This window comes from Pseudomonas sp. PvP001 (genome assembly GCF_040546375.1).
Classification (GTDB): domain Bacteria; phylum Pseudomonadota; class Gammaproteobacteria; order Pseudomonadales; family Pseudomonadaceae; genus Aquipseudomonas; species Aquipseudomonas coleopterorum.
Genome location: NZ_JBEPNQ010000001.1, coordinates 3373604 through 3393064 on the forward strand (window position 1 = coordinate 3373604; position 19461 = coordinate 3393064).

Consider the following 19461-nt stretch of genomic DNA (forward strand, 5'->3'; position numbering starts at 1 on the left):
GTTTATCACCGCCCGGTCGTTGTTGTATTCGTTGACGCCATTGCGCCGTGCCAGTTTCACCTGCGTCGGCAACTGGCGACGAGGCACGCAAAATGGCAGAGTGTCCGGCCATGCCTGCCTGCCAACGGAATCCTCATGGCCACCCCTACAACAACAAGCAACCCTGCCAGCGTGCCGGGCGCGGCACAGACCAGCCCATTGGTCATGCGCATCCTCGGCGCCTGTGCGCTCGCACACCTGGTCAACGACCTGATCCAGGCCGTGCTGCCGTCGATCTACCCCATGCTCAAGGCCAGTTACGGCCTGACCTTCACCCAGGTCGGCCTGATCACCTTGACCTTCCAGGTCACCGCTTCGCTGCTGCAGCCCTGGATCGGTTTCTACACCGATCGCCATCCCAAGCCGCTGCTGTTGCCCGCGGGCATGGTCTGCACGTTGATCGGCATCATGCTGCTGTCCACGGTCGGCAGCTTCCCGATGATTCTTCTGGCGTCGGCCCTGATCGGCATTGGCTCCTCCACCTTTCACCCGGAAACCTCGCGGGTCGCGCGCCTGGCTTCAGGAGGACGCTTCGGTCTGGCGCAGTCCACCTTCCAGGTAGGCGGCAACACCGGATCGGCCTTCGGGCCGCTGCTGGCGGCCGCCATCGTCATTCCGTACGGCCAGGGACACGTGGCCTGGTTCGGTCTGATTGCAGTGTTCGCCGTGGCATTGCTGTACGCAATCAGCCGCTGGTACCGCGGCCACCTCAACCAGTTCAAGGCCCGAGCCGGCCAGCGCGCCACCCATGGCCTGTCCAAGGGGCGGGTCAAGGCGGCGCTGGTGGTGCTGGCGCTGCTGGTGTTCTCCAAGTATTTCTACATGGCCAGCTTCACCAGTTACTTCACCTTCTACCTCATCGAAAAGTTCGACCTCTCGGTGGCCAGTTCGCAACTGCACCTGTTCCTGTTCCTCGGCGCAGTAGCGGCCGGCACGTTCTTCGGCGGCCCCATCGGCGACAAGATCGGCCGCAAGGCGGTGATCTGGTTCTCCATCCTGGGGTCGGCGCCGTTCACCCTGATGCTGCCCTACGTCGACCTGTTCTGGACCAGCGTGCTGAGCGTGGTCATCGGCTTCATTCTGGCCTCCGCCTTCTCCGCCATCGTGGTGTATGCGCAGGAGCTGGTGCCAGGCAACGTGGGCATGATCGCGGGCGTGTTCTTCGGCCTGATGTTTGGCTTCGGTGGCATCGGCGCAGCGCTGCTGGGCCATCTGGCAGACATACACGGCATCGAGTACGTGTACTGGCTATGCTCGTTCCTCCCGCTGTTCGGCATCCTGACGATCCTGCTGCCGAGGACCGGCAAGGTCTAGCGAATGCGAAGTTCGGCCGCTTGCGGGCGGCCCGACAGGCCCTGAACGATACCGCCTGATCCGCTACATCCTGGATTCCAGTTCGAAACGATGCCCTGCGGCGAGAGCATGCATCAGCTTCAACCGGAGACTTGGCGACCGAAAGGTTGCATGTATATCCTCAAGGTATATACATTCTCAATGCGATAGACTGCCGATATCCGAGTCAGAGCGAGGTGCTTTCATGGAGCAGGGTTCCGTTTTCTTGAGCAACAAGAGCCAGGCCGTCCGCTTGCCCAAGGCTCTGGCATTGCCCGCCGGCGTCAAGCGTGTCGACGTCGTCGCCATAGGTCGCACGCGCATCCTGACCCCTGCCGGCGAGTCATGGGACAGTTGGTTTGACGGTGAGGGTGTGACCAGCGACTTCATGCTCGACCGAGAGCAGCCAGCCATCCAGAAGCGTGACGGATTCTGATGCTGAAATTCATGCTCGACACCAACATCTGCATTTTCACCATCAAGAACCGTCCCGAACATGTGCGCGCTGCGTTCAAGCGCAATCATGGACAGATGTGCATCAGCAGCGTAACGCTGATGGAACTGATCTACGGCGCCGAGAAATCCCAGCACGTTCAGCGCAATCTTGAAGTGGTGGAGAGTTTCGCCGCCCGGTTGGACGTGCTCGATTACGACCCGATCGCCGCTGCCCACACCGGGCAGCTACGTGCCGAGCTGGCGCGATCGGGTACGCCGATCGGAGCGTACGACCAGATGATCGCCGGACATGCTCGTTCCAGAGGATTGATTCTGGTCAGCAACAATACGAGAGAGTTCGTGCGCGTGCCTGGGCTTCGGCTCGAAGATTGGGCAACGGCCGAAGCCTGAACGCAAAAAGCCCCGCATCGCAAGGCGACAGCGGGGCTTTCAGGGGACGCGCGAAGCGGTGTTGCAGACCGACTCAGACGTTGAAACGGAAGTGCATCACGTCACCGTCCTTGACGATGTACTCCTTGCCTTCCAAACGCCACTTGCCGGCTTCCTTGGTACCGGCTTCGCCGTTGTACTGGATGAAGTCGTTGTAGGCGATCACTTCGGCGCGGATGAAGCCTTTCTCGAAGTCGGTGTGGATCACGCCGGCGGCTTGCGGTGCGGTAGCGCCGATCTTCACGGTCCAGGCGCGGACTTCCTCGACGCCTGCGGTGAAGTAGGTCTGCAGGTTGAGCAGGTCGTAGCCGGCGCGGATCACGCGGTTCAGGCCGGGCTCTTCCAGGCCCAGGGCCTCGAGGAACATGTCCTTCTCTTCGCCGTCGTCGAGCTCGGCGATTTCGGCTTCGATCTTGTTGCACACCGGCACCACGATCGCGCCTTCCTCTTCGGCAATGGCGCGTACCACGTCCAGCAACGGGTTGTCTTCAAAGCCGTCTTCGGCGACGTTGGCGATGTACATCACCGGCTTGGTCGTCAGCAGGTGGAAGCCACGGATCACGGCCTTCTCGTCGGCGCCCATGTTCTTCATCAGGCTGCGGGCCGGCTTGCCCAGGGTGAAGTGGGCAATCAGCTGCTCCAGCAGGCCCTTTTGCACCACTGCGTCCTTGTCACCGCCCTTGGCGTTGCGCGCGACCTTCTGCAGTTGCTTCTCGCAGCTGTCGAGGTCGGCGAAGATCAGTTCCAGGTCGATGATCTCGATGTCGCGCTTGGGGTCGACGCTGTTGGAAACGTGGATCACGTTTTCATCTTCGAAGCAGCGCACCACGTGGGCGATGGCGTCGGTCTCACGGATGTTGGCGAGGAACTTGTTGCCCAGGCCTTCACCTTTCGAGGCGCCGGCCACGAGGCCTGCGATGTCGACGAACTCCATGGTGGTCGGCAGTACGCGCTTGGGATTGACGATGGCAGCCAGGGCTTCCAGGCGCGCATCGGGCATCGGCACGATGCCGCTGTTGGGCTCGATGGTGCAGAACGGGAAGTTCTCGGCCGCAATCCCGGATTTGGTCAAGGCGTTGAACAGAGTGGACTTGCCGACGTTGGGCAGGCCGACGATGCCGCAGTTGAATCCCATGGTGAATCCCTCTTCGAAGAGTCAGGCCTTTTGGCTGTGCAGGTTTTTCATCGCGCGATTCCACTCGCCGGCGAAGATATCCGGCAGCACACCGAGGGCGAAATCGATACTGGCGTCCAGCTTTTCCTGTTCGGCGCGCGGGGCGCGGCCAAGAACGAAATTGGACACCAACTTGCTGTCACCCGGGTGGCCGATGCCAAGCCGCAGACGGTGAAAGCCATTGTCATTGCCGAGCTGCGCGATGATGTCGCGCAGGCCGTTGTGCCCACCGTGCCCGCCGCCCAGTTTGAGCTTGGCGACGCCGGGGGGCAGGTCGAGTTCGTCGTGGGCCACCAGGATCGCTTGCGGCGGTATGCGAAAGAAATTCGCCATCGCCGCGACGGATTGACCGCTGCGGTTCATGTAGGTGGTGGGAATCAGCAGACGAACGTCATGGCCCTGATGGCTGAAACGCGCCGTCAGGCCGAAATACTTGCGATCGGCTACCAGGTTCACACGGTGTGCCTGGGCGATGCGCTCAACGAAAAGAGCCCCTGCGTTATGCCGGGTCTGTTCGTATTCGGGGCCGGGGTTACCCAGGCCAACGATCAGTTGTATGGCGGTCACGTCAGGGGCTCTTCCTTTTCGAGTCGTGGACGACACCCGAAGGTGTCATCCAGAGCTCGGCGTGCGAGTGAAATTACTCGGCAGCGCCTTCTTCGGTTTCTTCGTCGGCAACGATACGCGGAGCGTGGACGTTGGCGATTGCCAGGTCGGTACCATGAGCCAGTGCCACGAACTCGACGCCTTGCGGAGCCTTCAGGTCGGACAGGTGGATGATGGTGCCGATTTCAGCGTCAGCCATGTCGACTTCGATGAACTCAGGCAGGTCTTTCGGCAGGCAGGTCACTTCCAGCTCGGTCTCGGTGTGCGAGATCTCGCCGCCTTTCTTGACAGCCGGTTCCTGGTTCATGAAGTGCAGAGGCACGATGGCGGTCAGTTTCTGGCCGGCGATCACGCGTACGAAGTCAGCGTGCAGGACGTGACCCTTGGCTGGGTGACGCTGCAGTGCCTTGATCAGGACGTTCTGCTTGGTGCCACCGATGTTCAGTTCGATCACGTGGCTGAAGGCAGCCTCGTTTTCGAGCAGCTTGGTGACTTCCTTGGCCAGCATGCTGATGGACTCAGGGGCTTTGTCGCCACCGTAGACAACAGCTGGAACCAGGCTGGCGAGACGACGCAGGCGGCGGCTCGCACCTTTCCCCAGGTCGGAACGCGCTTCGGCATTCAAAGTAAAATCGTTCATGTGTTTCTCCAAAATAACCACGTTCGCCCAGCGTTTGCGACCAGCGCCAAGGCGATACGGGCAAAAAAGCCCCGGCCCGACAAGAGTGTCGGGCCGGGGCGCTTTTCGTCAGAGCGGTGCTTGCGAAGGGCAGGGCCCTCAGCGGAACATCGCGCTGATCGATTCTTCGTTGCTGATGCGACGCATCGCCTCGGCAACAACCGGAGCGATATCCAGTTGACGGATACGCCCACAGGCTTGTGCGGCTGCGGACAGCGGGATGGTGTTGGTCACCACCAGCTCGTCCAGCACGGACTTCTCGATGTTCTCGATCGCACGACCCGACAGAACCGGGTGGGTGCAATAGGCGAACACCTTGGCCGCGCCATGTTCTTTCAAGGCTTTGGCCGCATGGCACAGGGTGCCGGCGGTATCGACCATGTCGTCGACCAGGATACAGGTGCGACCTTCGACATCACCGATGATGTGCATCACTTCGGAGTGGTTGGCCTTTTCGCGGCGCTTGTCGATGATGCCCAGATCGACGCCCAGGGACTTGGCCACGGCGCGTGCACGCACGACGCCACCAATGTCGGGGGAAACGATCATGAGATTCTCGAAGCGCTGGTCTTCGATATCGTCCACCAGAACCGGGGAGCCGTAGATGTTATCTACCGGGATATCGAAGAAGCCCTGAATCTGGTCCGCGTGAAGGTCGACGGTGAGTACACGGTCGATGCCCACGACGGTCAGCATGTCGGCGACGACCTTGGCACTGATTGCCACACGGGCAGAGCGCGGACGGCGGTCTTGCCGGGCGTAACCGAAGTAGGGGATCACGGCGGTGATTCGCGAAGCCGAGGAGCGGCGGAAGGCATCAGCCATCAGCACCAGTTCCATCAGGTTATCGTTGGTCGGCGCACATGTAGGCTGGATAATGAAGACGTCTTTACCGCGAACGTTTTCATTGATCTCGGTGCTGATTTCACCATCGGAAAACTTGCTGACGGAGACATCACCGAGAGGGATATGCAGCTGACGCACAACGCGTCGAGCCAGATCGGGGTTTGAATTCCCCGCAAAGACCATCATCTTGGACACGCGCAGTACCTGCCGGCTGAGGGTATACCTGGATGAGTATAGGAAAATGGCAGGGGCGGCTGGATTCGAACCAACGCATGGCAGGATCAAAACCTGCTGCCTTACCGCTTGGCGACGCCCCTGTAGCTTGAAACCTCCGAGTGCCCAGCACTCGTTTCCTGTTACAGACTTTGCAGCTTGCGATGCAACATCGAAACGTTGCTTCCCTTGGCTACGAACCCTGAAAGGGTGTCTGCAAGAAGGTGCGAAACTCTATCAGCTTCCGCTTTGCTTGGGAAGGCCCCAAACACACAACTTCCAGTGCCTGTTAGCCGAGCTTCAGTGAATTTGTTGAGCAAATTCAGTGCGTTACGTACATCTGGGTAACGGCGCTCTACTACTGGCTGGCAGTCATTACGACTGTTTCCCTCAAGAACGGGGCGCACTTTAATGGGCGCCGAGTCACGTGTCAACAACGGATCGGAAAAAATTTCCGCTGTACTAACAGAGACTTGCGGCACCAGCACGAGAAACCAGGGTTCGGGCAGTTCGACCGGGGTAAGTTTCTCGCCCACACCCTCGGCGAAGGCTGCGTGGCCGCGGACGAATACCGGCACATCGGCGCCCAGGGCGAGACCCAGCTGGGCAAGCTGGTCTTCGCTGCAGCCGGTCTGCCACAGGTGGTTCAGGGCCAGAAGCGTAGTGGCGGCATCCGAGCTGCCACCACCGATGCCGCCGCCCATGGGCAGCACCTTGCGCAGCCAGATGTCCGCACCCAGGGTTGTGCCTGTGAGCGTCTGCAACTGGCGAGCAGCCTTGACGATAAGGTTGCTGTCGTGGGGCACGTCGGCTATTTCGGTGTGCAGATGCACGACGCCGTCGCTGCGCAGGGAGAAGTCCAGTTCGTCGCCGTGGTCCAGAAACTGGAACAGGGTCTGCAACTCGTGATAGCCGTCCGGGCGACGTCCCAGAATGTGCAGCATCAGGTTGAGCTTGGCAGGGGCGGGCAGGGTCAGTACGGGATTCATGGAAAGACCTTCGCTCACGTCACTGCCCCAACCGGCGCGGCTGCCAATCCTTGACCACCAGGGTCACGTCCAGATCCTGGCCATGCAGCTTGATGCGCTCGGGCAGCCAGTAGCCGTTCTGTTCGGCGTAGCTCAGGTATTCGACTGTCCAGCCGTCCTGCGCCAGGCCCGCCAGGCGGCTGTTGCCGTCCAGGGTCAGTTGGCTCTTGCTGTCGGGAGCCGGCAGGCCGCGGACCCACCAGGACAGATGCGATACCGGCAGCTTCCAGCCCAGTTGCTGTTCCAGCAGTTCTTCGGGAGTGGTCGCCTGATAGCGGCCCTGATTGGCCACTTCCAGGCTGACGTCGCCCGGACGTCCGGTCAGGCGCGCTGCCCCGCGGCCCAATGGGCCGGACAGGCGGATGTCGTAGTAGTCCTGGCGCTGCAGCCAGTACAGCGTGCCGGAACCGGAGTCCTTGGGCGCGCGGATGCCGATCTTGCCGTTGATTTCCCAGCCGTCGAGCTGGGTCAACTGTTGCTTGTGCGCCTGCCACTGCTGGGGGTTGCCCTGGCCTTGCAGCGCTTCGTGGGAGCCCATGCCGGCGCAGCCGGTGAGTACGGCGATGAACGTGGCAACCAGCAGGTAACGCATGTAGGAGGTAGGACGAACAGACATGGATTAAAGATTCTCTGAACCGGTCAGGCGCAGGATGGTGCTGCGCAGGATAGGGCTGTCGGGTTGTTCTTGCAGGGCTTTGCCCCAGATGCGGCGGGCCTCGCGCTGTTTGCCGTTGGCCCACAGCACCTCGCCCAGGTGGGCTGCCACCTCATGATCGGGAAAGCGTTCGAGCGCGCTGCGCAGATAGCCTTCGGCGGCGTCGAGGTTGCCCAGCCGATAGTTGACCCAGCCCAGGCTGTCGAGCACGGCCGGATCTTCCGGGTTGATCTGATGCGCCCGTTCGATCAGCGCGCGGGCTTCTTCGAAGCGGGTGGTGCGGTCGGACAGCGTGTAGCCCAGGGCATTGAGCGCCATGGCATTGTCCGGCTCGCGTGCCAGAATGGCCCGCAGGTCCTTCTCCATCTGCACCAGGTCGTTGCGCTTTTCGGCCAGCATCGAGCGGGTATACAGCAGGTTCGGATCGTCGGGGTTCTTTTTCAAAGCGTTCTGCAGCACCAGCCAGGCGGACTGATCCTTGTCGTTGTTCGACAGGGTTTCGGCTTCGATCAGGTACAGCTGGATGGCGTAGTCGGGCTGGGCATCACGCGCTGCGGCCAGGCGCCGTGAAGCCTCGTCGGCGCGGCCGTTGGCAATGAGGATGTCGGCCTGGCGCAGCTGCGCGGGCAGGTAGTCGGTGCCCACGCCGACCTGTGCATACTCCTCGAGCGCGGCCTGCGGATCGCCGCGCTCTTCGGCGATGCGGCCCAGGTTCAGGTGCGCGGAATCGACATGGCTGCCACGTTCCACCAGCTGTTGCAGGTAGTTGTAGGCTTCGTCCCACGCCTTGCCTTCCAGGCAGACCAGCGCCAGCGAGTAACGCAGTTCGTCATCGTCGGGGTATTGCTGGACGAGAATGGCGAATTGCACCTTGGCATCGTCCATGCGGTTCTGCTCGACCAGCATGCGGGCGTAGGTGAGGCGCAGGCGCTTGTCGTCGGGGATCTTCTTGAGGTTCTTCTCCAGCAGCGGCATCGCTTCGCTGCCACGATCGAGCGCGGCCAGCAGGCGGGCGCGAAGCAGGATCGGGGCGATTTCGCCTTCCTGTGGCGGGTTGTCTTCCAGCAGGGTCAGGGCGCCCTCGGTATTGCCATCCTGTTGCATCAGCAAGGCCTTGCCGAAGATCAGCTGGCCGTTGCCGGGGTATTTGCCGAGCAGGCGTTCGAAGCTCTGCAGCAGGCCACGCCGGGTGCTCTCGTCGGTGTCGGCGGCCGACAGCGCGAGAAAGTCGAAATGGGTATCGCCCTGGCCCTGCAGGACTTTTTCCATGTACACCAGCGACTCGTCGTACTTGCCATTGCGCGCCAGCTGAATGGCGGCTGCGCGCTGGGCGTCCAGGTCGGTGGGTGCATTCTTTGCCCACAGCAAGGCGGTTTCCAGCGCCGGTTGATCGGCGCCCAGGTACTCGGCGATGCGGAAGGCGCGCTCGGAAATACCTGGGTCCTGGGTCTTGCGGGCCTGGGTGACGTAGTTGCCCAATGCAAGATCGAAACGGTCGCGCTGGCCGGCCAGTTCCGCGCTGAGCAGGCTGAACACGGTTTCCTCGCTGAACGAGCCGTAGACCTTGGGCGTCTCGTCCGGCGTGGGCGCCGGCTGCGCCACGGGGACCGGAGTCGCTTGCTCTCTGGCTGGCCAGGACTGGCAGCCCTGCAGCAAGGCGAAGGCGAGGAGCAACGTGGAGGTTCTATTCATAGAGGGGATTTTGGCGGCTTACCTGCGGTCGGATCATCATGACACAAGCCACAGGTCAAACCCATAACTCGAGGTTGCCTATTAGGACAATAGATAGCGGTGGTTGTTCTGGACCGGACGAAGTAGGACAATTACCGGCTCCTCGACATCATCAGCGACCTTGAATGGCCTTTCTCGCCCTCGGTATCAACCACAAGACTGCTTCGGTAGACGTGCGCGAGCGCGTGGCGTTTACCCCGGAGCAGCTGGTAGAGGCCCTGCAGCAGCTTTGCCGACTGACCGACAGCCGTGAGGCCGCGATCCTCTCGACCTGCAATCGCAGCGAACTGTACATCGAACAGGATCACCTGGCCGCCGATGCCGTGCTGCGCTGGCTGGCCGAATACCACCGTTTGAGCGTCGACGAGCTGCGCGCGAGCGCCTATGTGCATGAAGAGGATGCGGCTGTTCGTCACATGATGCGGGTCGCTTCCGGGCTCGATTCGCTGGTGCTGGGCGAACCGCAGATTCTGGGGCAGATGAAATCCGCCTACGCCGTGGCCCGCGAGGCCGGCACCATCGGGCCGCTGCTGGGGCGCCTGTTCCAGGCCACGTTCAGCGCTGCCAAGCAGGTGCGCACCGACACCGCCATCGGCGAAAACCCGGTGTCGGTGGCCTTCGCCGCCGTGAGCCTGGCCAAGCAGATCTTCAGCGATCTGGCCCGCAGCCAGGCGTTGCTCATCGGCGCGGGCGAAACCATTACCCTGGTTGCACGCCATCTGCACGAGCAGGGTGTAAAGCGCATCGTGGTCGCCAACCGGACGTTGGAACGGGCGAGCACCCTGGCCGCGCAGTTCGGCGCCCATGCGGTTTTGCTGTCCGACATTCCGCAGGAGTTGGTGAACAGCGACATCGTCATCAGCTCGACCGCCAGCCAGTTGCCGATTCTGGGCAAGGGTGCGGTCGAAAGTGCGCTCAAGCTGCGTCGACACAAACCGATCTTCATGGTCGATATTGCCGTGCCACGCGATATCGAGCCCGAGGTCGGCGAGCTGGATGACGTCTACCTTTATACGGTCGACGACCTGCACGAAGTGGTTGCCGAGAACCTGAAAACCCGCCAGGGTGCCGCTCAGGCGGCCGAAGAACTGGTGAGCGTGGGCGCCGACGACTTCATGCTGCGCCTGCGCGAGCTGGCGGCCGTGGATGTGCTCAAGGCCTATCGCCAGCAAGGCGAACGCCTGCGCGACGAAGAATTGCAGAAAGCCATGCGCCTGCTGGCCAACGGCGGCAATGCCGAAGAGGTGCTCGCGCAACTGGCGCGGGGCCTGACCAACAAGTTGCTGCACGCTCCCAGCGTGCACATGAAAAAGCTCTCCGCCGAAGGCCGCGTCGATGCGCTGGCCATGGCTCAGGAACTCTTTGCCCTCAATGAGGGCTCAACGGATAAACCGCCGCAATGAAAGCGTCACTGCTCAACAAGCTGGACACGATCCAGGATCGATTCGAGGAACTGACCGCCTTGCTGGGCGACGCTGAGGTCATTTCCGAGCAAACCCGTTTCCGCGCCTATTCCAGGGAATATGCCGAACTTGAGCCGGTGGTGCTGGGCTACCAGCAGTGGTCCAAGGTGATGGCGGACCTTGAAGGCGCGCAGGCGCTGCTCAAGGACAGCGACCCGGACATGCGCGAAATGGCCGCCGAGGAAGTGCGCGAGGCCCGCGAGCAGTTGGTGCAACTGGAAAGCGCCTTGCAGCGCATGCTTTTGCCCAAGGACCCCAACGACGGCCGCAATGTCTTCCTCGAAATCCGCGCCGGTACCGGTGGCGATGAAGCGGCGATCTTCTCCGGCGACCTGTTCCGCATGTATTCACGCTATGCGGAACGTCGCGGCTGGCGTCTGGAGATTCTTTCCGAAAACGAAGGCGAGCATGGCGGCTACAAGGAGGTCATTGCCCGGGTCGAAGGCGAGAGCGTCTACGGCAAGCTGAAGTTCGAGTCCGGGGCGCACCGCGTCCAGCGCGTGCCGGAAACCGAATCCCAGGGTCGCATCCATACTTCGGCCTGCACGGTCGCCGTGTTGCCCGAGCCGGACGAGCAGGTCGCCATCGAAATCAACCCGGCCGACCTGCGCGTGGACACCTACCGTTCCTCCGGCGCCGGTGGCCAGCACGTCAACAAGACCGACTCGGCCATCCGCATCACCCACTTGCCGACCGGCATCGTGGTGGAGTGCCAGGAAGAGCGTTCGCAGCACAAGAACCGCGCCCGTGCCATGAGCTGGCTGTCGGCCAAGCTCAACGACATGCAGAGCAGTGCCGCGGCCAATGCCATCGCCAGCGAGCGCAAGCTGCTGGTGGGGTCGGGCGATCGTTCCGAGCGCATCCGCACCTACAATTTCCCGCAGGGCCGGGTGACCGACCATCGCGTCAACCTGACCCTGTACTGCTTGGATGAAGTTCTGGCCGGCGGAGTCGATGCAGTGATAGAGCCGCTTCTGGCTGAATACCAGGCCGATCAGTTGGCCGCGTTGGGTGAATAGAACATGACCATCATTGCCAGCCTGTTGCGCGCCGCCGAACTGCCGGAATCACCGACCGCGCGCCTGGATATCGAACTGTTGCTGGCCGCCGCGCTGGGCAAGTCGCGCAGCTACCTGCACACCTGGCCCGAGCGTATCGTGCCCAGCGAAGCCGCCCATGCGTTCGCTGACTTCATGCGTCGTCGCCAGGCAGGCGAGCCGGTTGCCTACATCCTCGGCCAACAGGGTTTTTGGAAACTCGACCTGGAAGTGGCTGCGCACACGCTGATCCCGCGTCCCGAAACCGAGTTGCTGGTGGAGGCTGCGCTGCAGTTGCTGCCGCCTCGTTCGGCGCGGGTACTCGACCTGGGCACCGGTACCGGGGCAATCGCCCTGGCCCTGGCGTCCGAATGCAGTGCCTGGCAGGTCACTGCCGTCGACCGTGTCGCCGATGCCGTGGCGTTGGCCGAGCGCAACCGGGTGCGTCTGAATCTGGGCAATGCCCGGGTACTGGAGAGCCACTGGTTCAGCGCCCTGCCGGGCGAGCGTTTCGACCTGATCGTCAGCAACCCGCCATACATCGCCAGCGCCGACCCGCATCTGAGTGCCGGTGACGTGCGCTTCGAGCCTGCCAGTGCGCTGGTGGCCGGGGAGGATGGCCTCGATGATCTGCGCCTGATCATCAGTCAGGCACCGCAGCACTTGCAGCCGGGCGGCTGGCTGTTGCTGGAGCATGGTTATGACCAGGCGCCGGTGGTGCGTGAGCTGCTGGCGCAGCATGATTTCGAGCAGATCGAGAGCCGCGTCGATCTCGGCGGCCATGAACGCATAACACTCGGGCGGTTGCTGTGCTGACCGACCAGGAGCTGCTGCGCTACAGCCGGCAGGTGCTGTTGGCGCAAATCGATATCGAGGGCCAGTTGAGGCTCAAGAACAGTCGTGCGCTGATCGTCGGTCTGGGCGGGTTGGGTTCGCCGGTGGCGATGTACCTGGCCGCTGCAGGCGTCGGCGAGCTGCACCTGGCGGACTTCGATACGGTCGATGTGACCAACCTGCAACGTCAGGTCCTGCACGACAGCGCCTCGGTCGGCGTGAGCAAGGTCGATTCGGCCATCGCCCGGTTGAGTGCGATCAACCCCGAGATCGATCTGATCGCGCATCGCAACGCACTGGATGAAGATTCACTGAGTGCCGCCGTGGCCGCCGTCGACCTGGTGCTCGACTGCTCCGACAACTTTGCCACGCGTCAGGCGGTGAACGCTGCCTGCTTCGCGGCCGGCAAGCCGCTGGTCAGTGGCGCCGCGATCCGCCTGGAAGGGCAGTTGTCGGTGTTCGACCCGCGGCGTCCGGAAAGCCCCTGCTACCACTGCCTGTACGGTGAAGGCAGCGATGCCGAGTTGACCTGCAGCGAAGCCGGCGTGGTCGGCCCGTTGGTGGGCCTGGTCGGTAGCCTGCAGGCGCTGGAAGCCTTGAAGCTGCTGGCACAGTTCGGCGATGTGCTGGTCGGTCGGCTGTTGTTGATCGATGCCCTGGGCACGCATTTCCGCGAAATGCGGGTCAAGCGCGACCCCAAATGCCCGGTCTGCAGCGCACGGCATGTCTGAAGCAGCGGTCGGCGTGTTCGATTCCGGTGTCGGCGGCTTGTCGGTGCTGGGTGAAATCGAGCGACTGTTGCCCGATGAGTCGTTGCTGTACGTCGCCGATACCGGCCACATGCCTTATGGCGAGAAATCCCCGGAGTTCATTCGCGAGCGTTGTGTCCAGGTCGCGCAATTTTTCCGCGAACAAGACGCGAAGGCCCTGGTGCTGGCCTGCAACACGGCCACGGTCGCTGCCGTGGCCGATCTGCGCCAACGCTATCCCGACTGGCCGATCGTGGGCATGGAGCCGGCGGTCAAGCCTGCGGCCGCGGCCACCCGCAGTGGTATCGTCGGTGTGCTGGCGACCACCGGTACTCTGCGCAGCGCCAAATTCGTGGCACTGCTCGATCGCTTTGCCAACGAAGTTCAGGTCATCACCCAACCTTGCCCTGGCTTGGTAGAGCTGATCGAAACCGGCGATCTGCACAGCCCGGAACTGCGCCTGCTGCTGCAAGGCTATGTGCAGCCGCTGCTCGCAGCGGGTTGCGATACGCTCATTCTGGGCTGCACCCATTACCCCTTCCTGAAGCCGTTGCTGGCCACCCTGGTCCCGGCCGACGTAGTGCTGGTCGACACCGGGGCCGCGGTGGCTCGTCAACTGCAGCGGTTATTGAGCGGCGGAGCACTTCTGGCCAAGGGTCCGGCACGACCCGCACAGTTCTGGACGAGCGGGTCCGTAGATATTTTCCGAAATGTCCTGCCGAAGCTGTGGAATTTTTCTGACAATGTGCAAAGATTCACGTTGTAAAAAAAATGTGAAAAAATCGATGTGTAACGCTGAACTTACGTTCCAACTCCGGTTTCTATAGCTTGTCCATTTTTTCGACAAAAATTCTTACAACTGCATTCGGTAGGATGTTTCTCATGAAGAGACTGTTCAGTTTGGCTGCGCTTGCAGCCTTGATGTTGGGGCAATCGGTAACCGCAAACGCGGCTGACCTATCGTTTTCTGCAGGTGAGACGGGCGAATCGTCCCAGGTCTACCGCATTGGTCTGCAATCCAATTGGGACAAGAGCTGGTTCCAGACCGACGTCGGTCGCCTGACCGGCTACTGGGACGCGGGCTATACCTACTGGGATGGCAAGGACTTCAAGGACAACCACAGCCTGTCGTTCGCTCCGGTGTTCGTCTATGAGTTCGGCGGTGGTTCGATCAAGCCCTACATCGAGGCCGGCATCGGCGTCGCGGCTTTCGCTCACACTCAGATCGAAGGCAACAAGCTGGGCTCCTCGTTCAACTTCGAAGACCGCATCGGCTTCGGCGTGCGCTTCGGCGGCGGTCACGAGCTGGGCGTGAGAGCGATCCACTACTCCAACGCCGGCATCAAAGAGCCGAACGATGGTATCGAAGCCTACACCCTGAACTACCGCATGCCGTTGTAAGCTTTTTCTCGGCCAGCATTGGCCGTCGCGCGGGCAGGGTCCTCTGCCCGCGATCGTCTTCCAGTACCTTTTTCTATTTGGCTTTGCGTGGCAGATTCTTGAACGCCGCCAAGGCACGTTCACGTCCTTGCTTCAGGTCCACGATCGGGCGGGGATAACCGCTCTGCTTGAGCGCATCGGCGGTCGGTGCATGGACCTGCTTGCAATCCAGTCCTTCCAACTCGGGCAGCCACTGCTTGAGAAACACCCCTTGCTCATCGAACCGTTGCGACTGGCTTACCGGATTGAAGATCCGGAAGTACGGCACTGAATCGGTCCCCGTGGACGCGCTCCATTGCCAGCCGCCGTTGTTGGAGCACAGGTCGCCATCGATCAGGTGCTGCATGAAGAAACGCTCGCCTTCGCGCCAGTCGATCAGCAGGTTCTTGCTGAGGAACATCGCCGTGATCATGCGCAAGCGGTTGTGCATCCAGCCGGTGCTCACCAACTGGCGCATGGCCGCATCGACGATGGGAATGCCTGTGCGGCCTTCCTTCCACGCCTGCAACTCACTGGGCGCATTGCGCCAGGGCAGGGCGGCGTACTCTTCGCGGAACGGCCGGTGCATCGACACTCGCGGATAGCCGACCATGATGTGCCGGTAGAACTCGCGCCAGATCAGCTCGCCGATCCAGGTCACCGCGCCGACGTTGCCGCTCTCGAACTCGCCACGGTTGCTGTTGAGCGCCGCGTGCAGACACTGGCGCGGAGAAACCACGCCCGAGGTCAGGTAGGCCGAGATCTGGCTGGTTCCGGGGTGGGCCGGTAGATCACGCTCGACCTTGTAGTCTTCGATCGGTTGATCGGTGAAGGTGTCCAGGCGCTTGTGCGCCTCCTTTTCACCGGCAGGCCACCGCTTGCGCAGTTCTTCGTCGGGTGTGGCGAACCCTTTGACCTGGTTGGGAACCTTGTCTGCGGCGATGTGCACCGGCTTCTGCGCGCGAGGCTTTTTTGCCAGCGCCGGGACGGACTGATGCAGGCGTTCGTAGCAGACCTTGCGGAACTGGCTGAAGACCTGGAAGTAGGTGCCGCCTTTGGTCAGCACGCTGCCCGGCGTGAACAATGCTTGATCGAGGTAGCGGTGCAGCGGGATGTCCGCCTTGGCCAAGGCGGCTTCCACCGCTTCGTCGCGGCAGTTTTCATTGACGCCGAATTCGTCGTTGCAGTGCACGGCTTCGATCTTGTGCTCGGCGCACAGCGCGGCAATCACCTTGGGCGCCTTGTCCCAGGTATCTGCCTCACGCAGCAGCAGTGGAATGTGCAAGGCCTTGAGGCTGGCACTCAGTTCCTTGAGATTGCGCAGCCAGAAATCGACCTTGTTCGGCGAGTCATCGTGTTCCAGCCATTGCTTGGGGCTCAACAGGAACACGGCCACGGTCGGGCCCTGCTCGCAGGCGGCCGCCAGGGCGGGGTTGTCGTGCACTCGCAGGTCGCTGCGCAGCCAGATCAATTGCATGGGGGCCTCATCGTTCGAATTCAGGGTTGCCGGTCGGCCAATACGCCGGACGCTTGCAGCGATTGCTGGGCGTGCAACGGATCGGTCGCCAGGTTCAGGTCGGCCATCGGGGGAGGGCTGTCTCCGGTCGCGGCGCGGTGGATGAGCACGGCCGAGCCCACCAGCCATTTGGGGCAGGCGCAGCCGACCAGCAGCCGACCCAGCGTGGCCAGGTTGAGCGCCTTGTCGGCATAGACCATCAGGGCGCGGGCTTGGAGTTTGTCGCAGGCCAAGGCCAGTTCACCTGCCGGCAGCGGCGCGTCGAACACCTGTACCGGGCAATCGCTGCTGCTAACGAGCCAGGCGCCCAGCCACAGGTACGGGTCCGGCGTGACGTCGGCCTGGTTGACTAGCACCACGGGCGCACCGTCGAGTTGGCGGTTGTTGTGATAGATCCGCGTGCCTAGCTTGCTGCGCAGCCAGCCGTAGAAAAACACCTTTTCCATCTGCGCACCGAACTGGCCGGCCCAGCGCTGCTCGAGATCGTTCAGCAACGGCAGCAACAGTTGCTCGCACAGGGTTGCTGGTGGATACAGCGCCATGGCCTGGTTGAACAGATCGTCCAGCGGCCGCTCGGCCATGTCGTTGATGGCCTGGGCCAGTGTCTGGCGCAGTTGCTGCCAGTCGTTCTGCACCTGGGGCCTTGCATCGCGTGGCGCGTCGAGCAACTGTTTGACCTGGCTGACGGCCACGCCCCGGTTGAGCCAGGTCAGCACATGGTGGATACGTGCGATCTGAGCTGAGTCGTACAGGCGGTGGCCCTTCGCCGTGCGGTGCGGCACGATCAGGCCGTAGCGCCGTTCCCAGGCGCGCAGGGTGACCGGGTGCACACCGGTCTGCCGGGTGACCTCGCGGATCGGCAGCCAGTCGGTGCCGTTGGCGTCAGATGGCATTGCGCAGGCTCAGGTTTTCGGGGTGCGGTTGCAGGTAGGTCTGCTGGGCAATGTAAGGGTCGGGATGAATACGGAACAGGTGCTTGAGCAAGGTCATCGGCACCACCAGCGGAACGATGCCCTCGCGGTACTGATTGATCAGCTGTTGCAGTTCCTGCTTGTCCTGTGCATCGATATCGCGCTTGAGGTAGCCGCTGATGTGTTGCAACGCATTGCTATGGGTGCCACGCGTGGCACAGCGTTTGAGCGCCTGCATCAGCTCGCTGAAATAGCGCGGGCCGATCTGCTCGGCGTCACCGCGGCCCATGCTGCCCAACAGTTTGCCCAGCACCTTGTATTGCAGGGGGTTGTTGGCCATCAGCTGGTATTTGAAGCGCGAGTGGAATTCCGTCAAGCCACGGCGCGTCAAGCCTTCAGCCAGCAACGCTTGCCACTGGGCGTAGGCGCCTACACGTACCAGGAAATTTTCCCGCAACACCGGGTCGCACAGGCGACCTTCTTCTTCCACCGGCAGGTCCGGATGGCGTGCGCAGAAGGCCTGGGCATAGATACCACGACCACCTTCGCGCTGGGGGGCGCCGTTGTCGCGGTAGATCTTCACCCGTTCGAGGCCGCAGGAGGGCGACTTCTGCATGAAGATGTAGCCGCACAGATCGGTCAGCTCACCGGCCATCTGTTCGCCGTAGGCAGCCAATGGGGCGGTGACATTGATGTCGCGGTGCACGGTACCGACCGCCTGGGTGTGTTCCTTGTCACCGACCAGGCGAATCGGCTCGCGGGGCGTCCCCAGACCGATGGCAACTTCCGGGCACACCGGGACGAACTCGAAATGCTCGACCAGAATCCGGCTGCACCAGCGCGATTCCTTGTGCCCGGCGTTATAGCGCACAGGCGCACCGAGCAGGCAGGCACTGATACCGATCTTGGGTTTGCTGACGCTGGGCTCTTGCATGACGGACCTCTTCTGAAACCTGTACATACTGACAACGCTGTACAGCATAGTTTCATCATAAATCCGGATTTGTACAGGCTAAATTCTTTGTACAGGTATTCGCAGGCGGAAAGCGGGGCGGCCACTCACTGCCAGCCCATCTTCCAAGTCTGGATGTCCTGCAGCGCCTGCCACGGCAAGCGCTGGGCACGGTGGGTGAGGACCGCCTGCAATTCCACTTCCAGCACGACGCCGTCGTCGTCGCAGAACACCTCGCTGACCAGAAAGTGTTTCTCGCGGTTGACCGGGCGTACGGCGGTCCACTTCGACAGCATCAGCTTGCGCGGATTGAGTCGGTGCCGAGCGTTCATTGCAGATGCTCGAGCAGGCGCCGCGCGGCCTCCTGGCCGCTGAGCCAGGCGCCCTCGACGCGGCCCGACAGGCACCAGTCGCCGCAGACGTACAGGCCCAGGTCGGGATCGGCCAATGCTCCCCACTCATGGGGCTGGGCCGGGCGCGCGTAGAGCCAGCGATGGGCCAGGCTCAGGCTGGGCGGGGGCATCGGGCAACTGACCAGTTCGGCGAAGGCACCGTGCAGCTGTTCGATGACTGCCTCGCGGGACAGGTCGATATGCTGCTTGCTCCATGCGCTGGTGGCATGCAGCACCCAGGTGTCGCTGCTGTCCTCGCGTCCTGGCTTGCTGCCACTTCGCGCCAGCCAGTCCAGTGGGCTGTCCTGCACGAAGCAGCCTTGCATCGGGGTATCCAGCGGCGTATCGAAGCTCAGTGCCACCGACCAGGTCGGGTCCATCTTGACCCCGGCCACCTGCGTGGCGAGCTTCGGTGCGCTGGCCAGTAAGGCAGTTGCCTGAGGCGCGGGCACAGCGAGCACGACGTGGCTGTAGGGCCCATGGCTGGTGCCCTCGGCATCGAGCAGTTCCCAGAATTCCTCGCCCTTGAACACCTCGGCGATTCGGCAGGAAAAAAACGCGGGGAGGTCGGCAGCCATGGCTTTGGCAATGGCGCTCATGCGTGGTGCACCGACCCAACGAACCTGTTCGTCGGGCGATGGGCTCAGGCGACCTTGCCTGGCGTTGTACAGCGAAGGTGACCACGGCTGTACGCAGCCTTCGACCTGCCATTGCTGGACCTGCGCCACGAAGCGCCGGTCGCGAGCGGTGAAGTACTGTGCGCCAAGGTCGATGGAACCCACCTCGCTGCGCTTGCTGGACATGCGGCCGCCTACGCCCCGTGCCTTGTCGAAGAGATGCACGGTATGGCCAGCCTTGCGCAAAACCTGCGCAGCCGACAGCCCGGCCATGCCGGTGCCGATGATCGCGATGGGGACAGGCGCGGCAGATGAACTTCCAGCAGATAAACTCCCAGCAAATAAACTCATAGTGCCCTCGTAACAGCTTCGTAAGCGCTATG

At 62.3% G+C, this 19461-nt stretch carries 21 protein-coding genes and 1 tRNA gene; 9 read left to right on the forward strand and 13 right to left on the reverse strand.

Features of this window, described 5'->3' with window-relative positions:
* The first annotated feature begins 135 nt into the window (after positions 1-135).
* The 3 genes from ABMD26_RS15420 to vapC all read left to right on the forward strand — a co-directional run bounded on the left by ABMD26_RS15420 (position 136) and on the right by vapC (position 2217).
* On the forward strand, positions 136-1353 hold the full coding sequence (locus tag ABMD26_RS15420; protein WP_122742549.1) for an MFS transporter: 1218 nt from the start codon (positions 136-138) through the stop codon (positions 1351-1353).
* A 223-nt stretch (positions 1354-1576) separates the two neighbouring features.
* Positions 1577-1807 carry a type II toxin-antitoxin system VapB family antitoxin gene (gene vapB, locus ABMD26_RS15425; RefSeq protein WP_134723687.1) on the forward strand — a complete coding sequence of 77 codons (231 nt, stop codon included), beginning with the start codon at positions 1577-1579 and terminating at the stop codon, positions 1805-1807.
* On the forward strand, positions 1807-2217 hold the full coding sequence (vapC, locus tag ABMD26_RS15430; RefSeq protein WP_134723686.1) for a type II toxin-antitoxin system tRNA(fMet)-specific endonuclease VapC: 411 nt from the start codon (positions 1807-1809) through the stop codon (positions 2215-2217). The genes vapB and vapC overlap by 1 nt, the downstream gene beginning before the upstream one ends.
* Before the next feature lie 73 nt (positions 2218-2290).
* On the opposite strand, the gene ychF is transcribed toward vapC, so the two are convergent.
* From ychF to ABMD26_RS15470, 8 genes are all read right to left on the reverse strand, one after another.
* Positions 2291-3391 (reverse strand): redox-regulated ATPase YchF, encoded by a 1101-nt coding sequence (gene ychF / locus ABMD26_RS15435; protein ID WP_049861182.1) that lies wholly within the window; start codon positions 3389-3391, stop codon positions 2291-2293.
* A gap of 21 nt (positions 3392-3412) precedes the next feature.
* A complete protein-coding gene (gene pth / locus ABMD26_RS15440) occupies positions 3413-3997 on the reverse strand; it encodes an aminoacyl-tRNA hydrolase (protein ID WP_043192904.1) in 585 nt (194 codons plus the stop codon).
* A 73-nt stretch (positions 3998-4070) separates the two neighbouring features.
* Positions 4071-4676, reverse strand: coding sequence for a 50S ribosomal protein L25/general stress protein Ctc (locus tag ABMD26_RS15445; RefSeq protein ID WP_049861183.1), 606 nt, complete (start codon positions 4674-4676; stop codon positions 4071-4073).
* 138 nt (positions 4677-4814) lie between these two features.
* On the reverse strand, positions 4815-5756 hold the full coding sequence (locus tag ABMD26_RS15450; protein WP_043192909.1) for a ribose-phosphate pyrophosphokinase: 942 nt from the start codon (positions 5754-5756) through the stop codon (positions 4815-4817).
* A 47-nt stretch (positions 5757-5803) separates the two neighbouring features.
* Positions 5804-5878 (reverse strand) — tRNA-Gln (locus tag ABMD26_RS15455).
* A 39-nt stretch (positions 5879-5917) separates the two neighbouring features.
* Positions 5918-6763, reverse strand: coding sequence for a 4-(cytidine 5'-diphospho)-2-C-methyl-D-erythritol kinase (gene ispE / locus ABMD26_RS15460; RefSeq protein ID WP_090362373.1), 846 nt, complete (start codon positions 6761-6763; stop codon positions 5918-5920).
* Between the two features lie 19 nt (positions 6764-6782).
* Positions 6783-7394, reverse strand: a complete 612-nt coding sequence (gene lolB, locus ABMD26_RS15465) for a lipoprotein insertase outer membrane protein LolB (RefSeq protein WP_502948346.1) — start codon at positions 7392-7394, stop codon at positions 6783-6785.
* Between the two features lie 27 nt (positions 7395-7421).
* Positions 7422-9149, reverse strand: coding sequence for a tetratricopeptide repeat protein (locus ABMD26_RS15470; protein ID WP_134723684.1), 1728 nt, complete (start codon positions 9147-9149; stop codon positions 7422-7424).
* 164 nt (positions 9150-9313) lie between these two features.
* On the opposite strand from ABMD26_RS15470, the gene hemA reads away from it, so the two are divergent.
* The 6 genes from hemA (at position 9314) to ABMD26_RS15500 (ending at position 14672) form a co-directional block, all read left to right on the forward strand.
* Entirely contained in the window at positions 9314-10591 is a 1278-nt protein-coding gene (gene hemA / locus ABMD26_RS15475; RefSeq protein ID WP_049861186.1) for a glutamyl-tRNA reductase, read from the forward strand.
* Positions 10588-11670: a peptide chain release factor 1 gene (gene prfA / locus ABMD26_RS15480; protein ID WP_049861187.1), complete on the forward strand. Its 1083-nt coding sequence runs from the start codon at positions 10588-10590 to the stop codon at positions 11668-11670. Before hemA ends, prfA begins: the two co-directional genes overlap by 4 nt.
* Positions 11671-11673: 3 nt before the next feature.
* A complete protein-coding gene (prmC, locus tag ABMD26_RS15485; RefSeq protein ID WP_134723683.1) occupies positions 11674-12504 on the forward strand; it encodes a peptide chain release factor N(5)-glutamine methyltransferase in 831 nt (276 codons plus the stop codon).
* A complete protein-coding gene (locus ABMD26_RS15490; protein ID WP_049861189.1) occupies positions 12498-13253 on the forward strand; it encodes a molybdopterin-synthase adenylyltransferase MoeB in 756 nt (251 codons plus the stop codon). The genes prmC and ABMD26_RS15490 overlap by 7 nt, the downstream gene beginning before the upstream one ends.
* Positions 13246-14037 carry a glutamate racemase gene (gene murI / locus ABMD26_RS15495; protein WP_134723682.1) on the forward strand — a complete coding sequence of 264 codons (792 nt, stop codon included), beginning with the start codon at positions 13246-13248 and terminating at the stop codon, positions 14035-14037. The genes ABMD26_RS15490 and murI overlap by 8 nt, the downstream gene beginning before the upstream one ends.
* A 116-nt stretch (positions 14038-14153) precedes the next feature.
* Entirely contained in the window at positions 14154-14672 is a 519-nt protein-coding gene (locus ABMD26_RS15500) for an acyloxyacyl hydrolase (RefSeq protein WP_049861191.1), read from the forward strand.
* A gap of 73 nt (positions 14673-14745) precedes the next feature.
* On the opposite strand, the gene phrB is transcribed toward ABMD26_RS15500, so the two are convergent.
* From phrB to ABMD26_RS15525, 5 genes are all read right to left on the reverse strand, one after another.
* Positions 14746-16167 (reverse strand): deoxyribodipyrimidine photo-lyase, encoded by a 1422-nt coding sequence (phrB, locus tag ABMD26_RS15505; RefSeq protein ID WP_134723681.1) that lies wholly within the window; start codon positions 16165-16167, stop codon positions 14746-14748.
* 20 nt (positions 16168-16187) lie between these two features.
* The gene (locus ABMD26_RS15510) at positions 16188-17099 is read right to left on the reverse strand and encodes a MerR family transcriptional regulator (RefSeq protein ID WP_134723680.1); all 912 of its coding nucleotides are present in this window, start codon (positions 17097-17099) and stop codon (positions 16188-16190) included.
* Entirely contained in the window at positions 17089-18051 is a 963-nt protein-coding gene (locus ABMD26_RS15515; protein WP_134723679.1) for a YbgA family protein, read from the reverse strand. Before ABMD26_RS15515 ends, ABMD26_RS15510 begins: the two co-directional genes overlap by 11 nt.
* 125 nt (positions 18052-18176) lie before the next feature.
* The gene (locus ABMD26_RS15520; protein ID WP_134723678.1) at positions 18177-18401 is read right to left on the reverse strand and encodes a TIGR02450 family Trp-rich protein; all 225 of its coding nucleotides are present in this window, start codon (positions 18399-18401) and stop codon (positions 18177-18179) included.
* Positions 18398-19429, reverse strand: coding sequence for an NAD(P)/FAD-dependent oxidoreductase (locus ABMD26_RS15525; protein WP_354310569.1), 1032 nt, complete (start codon positions 19427-19429; stop codon positions 18398-18400). Before ABMD26_RS15525 ends, ABMD26_RS15520 begins: the two co-directional genes overlap by 4 nt.
* Between the last annotated feature and the right edge of the window lie 32 nt (positions 19430-19461).

Bases quoted from the DNA above. Each gene is read 5' to 3' on its own strand.
- ABMD26_RS15420 (WP_122742549.1), top strand. From the start codon at position 136: ATGGCCACCCCTACAACAACAAGCAACCCTGCCAGCGTGCCGGGCGCG.
- vapB (WP_134723687.1), top strand. From the start codon at position 1,577: ATGGAGCAGGGTTCCGTTTTCTTGAGCAACAAGAGCCAGGCCGTCCGC.
- vapC (WP_134723686.1), top strand. From the start codon at position 1,807: ATGCTGAAATTCATGCTCGACACCAACATCTGCATTTTCACCATCAAG.
- ychF (WP_049861182.1), bottom strand. From the start codon at position 3,391: ATGGGATTCAACTGCGGCATCGTCGGCCTGCCCAACGTCGGCAAGTCC.
- ABMD26_RS15445 (WP_049861183.1), bottom strand. From the start codon at position 4,676: ATGAACGATTTTACTTTGAATGCCGAAGCGCGTTCCGACCTGGGGAAA.
- ispE (WP_090362373.1), bottom strand. From the start codon at position 6,763: ATGAATCCCGTACTGACCCTGCCCGCCCCTGCCAAGCTCAACCTGATG.
- lolB (WP_502948346.1), bottom strand. From the start codon at position 7,394: ATGCGTTACCTGCTGGTTGCCACGTTCATCGCCGTACTCACCGGCTGC.
- ABMD26_RS15470 (WP_134723684.1), bottom strand. From the start codon at position 9,149: ATGAATAGAACCTCCACGTTGCTCCTCGCCTTCGCCTTGCTGCAGGGC.
- hemA (WP_049861186.1), top strand. From the start codon at position 9,314: ATGGCCTTTCTCGCCCTCGGTATCAACCACAAGACTGCTTCGGTAGAC.
- prfA (WP_049861187.1), top strand. From the start codon at position 10,588: ATGAAAGCGTCACTGCTCAACAAGCTGGACACGATCCAGGATCGATTC.
- prmC (WP_134723683.1), top strand. From the start codon at position 11,674: ATGACCATCATTGCCAGCCTGTTGCGCGCCGCCGAACTGCCGGAATCA.
- murI (WP_134723682.1), top strand. From the start codon at position 13,246: ATGTCTGAAGCAGCGGTCGGCGTGTTCGATTCCGGTGTCGGCGGCTTG.
- ABMD26_RS15500 (WP_049861191.1), top strand. From the start codon at position 14,154: ATGAAGAGACTGTTCAGTTTGGCTGCGCTTGCAGCCTTGATGTTGGGG.
- phrB (WP_134723681.1), bottom strand. From the start codon at position 16,167: ATGCAATTGATCTGGCTGCGCAGCGACCTGCGAGTGCACGACAACCCC.
- ABMD26_RS15510 (WP_134723680.1), bottom strand. From the start codon at position 17,099: ATGCCATCTGACGCCAACGGCACCGACTGGCTGCCGATCCGCGAGGTC.
- ABMD26_RS15515 (WP_134723679.1), bottom strand. From the start codon at position 18,051: ATGCAAGAGCCCAGCGTCAGCAAACCCAAGATCGGTATCAGTGCCTGC.
- ABMD26_RS15520 (WP_134723678.1), bottom strand. From the start codon at position 18,401: ATGAACGCTCGGCACCGACTCAATCCGCGCAAGCTGATGCTGTCGAAG.
- ABMD26_RS15525 (WP_354310569.1), bottom strand. From the start codon at position 19,429: ATGAGTTTATTTGCTGGGAGTTTATCTGCTGGAAGTTCATCTGCCGCG.